This window comes from Bartonella sp. AA18HLJMS (genome assembly GCF_042197245.1).
Classification (GTDB): Bacteria; Pseudomonadota; Alphaproteobacteria; order Rhizobiales; family Rhizobiaceae; genus Bartonella.
In genome coordinates, this window is the sequence record NZ_JBHIRP010000029.1 from 1 (window position 1) to 2,855 (window position 2,855).

Here is a 2,855-nt window from a genome sequence, read left to right on the forward strand (position 1 = left end):
GGACAAGCGCCTAAACTGAAGCAGATTTTAATTCGCCATGTTGCAGAGCCCGGAACACAACGTTTGTTGTTGCAAAAGCACGATATTGATGTTGCTCGTGATTTGACCCCTGAAGATCTTGCAGATCTGCAAAAAACAACAGATGTTAAAATTGAAGAAGTGTTAGAACCATCTATGATGTACTGGGGATTTAACATGACAAATCCTATTTTTGCTAAGGAAAAAGTGCGTTTGGCGATGCGTTATCTCATAGATTATGAAGGTCTTGGCAAGAAGCTTCTCAAAGGTGTTGGTGTTCCACGGGCCAGTTTTATTCCTCTTGGCAACTTTGGGGCTTTAGATGAAAAAGAAGGGCAACCCTTTAAACTTGATATTCAAAAAGCCAAGCAGCTTTTAGCAGAAGCTGGTTATCCGAATGGATTTGAGGCAAATTTTCTCGTATCAAATGCTCCTTATAGGGTGTTAGTTGCTCAGTCACTCCAAGATAGTGCCGCAAAGGCGGGGGTGCGTCTTAAAATTGAACGGATGGCCGGTACACAGTTGTTTTCTAAACTTTATGCACGGGCTTTTGATACGATTTTTGTCGGATGGAATAATGATTCTGCGGATCCTCATACCATGGCTTCACGTCTTGTTTATAATCCAGATAATCGGCTTGAGGCAAAAAATACCGCCTATCCTAGTTGGCAATATGGGTATTTGGATGAAACGATGAATCAAAAGGTTCAGGATGCATTGTTTCAAAAAGATCCGCAAAAACGGGCACAACTCTATGCTGATTTACAACGTGAATTGATGCAAAAAGGACCTTATGCGTTTATCTTTCAGAAATATACTGTTATCGCGATGACGCCTGATATCAAAAAGTGGGTTTGGAATAGTGCGCCACATATTTTTTATAGTAAAATTGAAAAATAAGAGTGTCTTCAATGCTGTTCAATAGATAAAGGGCATCGTCATGATATATTCGGCGTATTGTATAAATTTTCAAGTTTTGCAATGCGTCGAAGATCATAGGTAATGCGTGATATATTGTTGAATGTCTTTTCAAGACATTCGTTTAAAGATATTTTTCATTCTCATTAGAGGTGTATTTAAATGGATGTTAAGATCGATATTTCAATTTTTCTGAATTAGAAAGTGGTCAATTTATTTGTTAAAAAACTGAGAGTAACATAAAAAAACTAAGTGTAACAAATATCGCGGAATTTAGTGGTGCTAAAGGTGCAAAGGTTTTGCGATGTTGAAGGAAAGTTTTGTTATGGGGGTACACAAGAGATATCAGTTTTTTATGGTGTTTATATTTTCTTTTGCTTTGAAAGATGATGAGATGTCATTTGGAGGGTGTTATTTTACGGGGAGTGATGAAAAAATTAAATTTTCTTTTGAAGAAGGAATAAAAGTCGTTGCATTTGGCAAACTAACGAATTTTTCTGTTTTATCAAATCGTCAAATTGTTATGAAGGCTCGTTGTTATTAAGGTACTTGAGCTAAAAGGGGTAGTGCTTTGATGGTATAGAAAACGCCGGAAGAAATACGAGACAAGCTTGCTTAACAAGATAGAAAAAATACAGGTTTTATAGTCTTCAATAGTAGGCGTTATGATATCGTGATTAAGCTCTGTTGTTGGTGAGCGTTCATTGTATATCAGAGTGTTTTCCTTTGTATGTTTTAGTTTGGCTTATAAGTGTAGACAAGAGGAGTCATTGGCAAGAGGTGCTTGTTCTTGAAGATTTTAAAGTTTGGTCTTTAGGAGCCTATCGTTCGTCTAAACTTAAATTAAGCACGTTTTGCTGCATGGAGAATTTATACAATAAACGTTAAAAGGAAAATTCTATGAACATGAAAAGAAAAATATTGAAAAAGGGCAGTTCTTTTGTTTCTGCTGTTCTTGCAATGGGGATGTTTGTGCAACAAGTTTCAGCAAAAACACCCGCCGATACGCTTGTGATGGCTTGGAATCTCGATCCAATAAATACATTTGACCCTGCACAACTCAATGACCGTTATGGAATTGAAGTGGTTAACAATATTTGTGATAATTTAGTCGTTTCTGCTACAGATGATGCGGCTAAAATGGTTCCCTCGTTAGCGAAGAGTTGGGATGTTTCAAGTGATGATCAGAGTACGGTGATTACTTTTCACTTGCGTGATGGTTTAAAGTTTTATGATGGTCGTTCTGCGAATGCCAATGATCTTGTTTGGGGTATGAAGCGGGTTGTCAAATTGAAATTGGCTAATGCGGCAACATTTAATGAATATGGGATTACAGAACAAAACGTTGATGAGGCTTTTCAAGCACCGGACGACAAAACAGTGGTGATGAAATTTGATAAACCTTATCCAGCAGAGCTTATTCTTAGCAATATTTCCACTAATCGCACTGCTGCCTTGCTGGATCGTGAGACACTCATGAAACACGAAAAAGATGGTGATATGGGAAACCGGTATTTGGCAAGCCATTCTGCTTGCGTTGGTCCTTATCAGCTAGAGAGTTGGCGCCCTGGGGAAGGAATTTTGTTGCGTGCAAGCTCCAATTATTGGGGGGAGGCGCCTAAATTGAAGAAGATTTTAATTCGCCATGTCGCGGAGCCTGGAACGCAACGTTTATTATTGGAAAAACATGATATCGATGTTGCACGTAATCTGATGCCAGAGGATTTGGCAGATCTCCAAGCAACAACGGATATTAAAGTTGAAAAAGTGTTGGCGCCCTCCATGATCATATGGGGATTTAATGCGACAAACCCTATTTTTGCCAATGAAAAAGTGCGTTTGGCGATGCGCTATCTTATTGACTATGAAGGACTCGGTAAGACTCTTCTCAAAGATGTTGGTATTCCACGTGCAAGTTT

Annotated in this window: 3 protein-coding genes; all 3 read left to right on the forward strand. The window is 38.5% G+C overall.

Annotated features, from left to right (window positions below; translation table 11 throughout):
- Window positions 1-918 (forward strand): ABC transporter substrate-binding protein (locus ACFINW_RS09090; RefSeq protein ID WP_375641147.1); only part of this gene is annotated, 918 nt, incomplete at its 5' end.
- Between the two features lie 373 nt (window positions 919-1,291).
- Entirely contained in the window at window positions 1,292-1,480 is a 189-nt protein-coding gene (locus ACFINW_RS09095; RefSeq protein WP_375613875.1) for a hypothetical protein, read from the forward strand.
- A gap of 356 nt (window positions 1,481-1,836) precedes the next feature.
- A partial coding sequence (locus tag ACFINW_RS09100; protein ID WP_375641151.1) for an ABC transporter substrate-binding protein occupies window positions 1,837-2,855 on the forward strand: 1,019 nt, incomplete at its 3' end.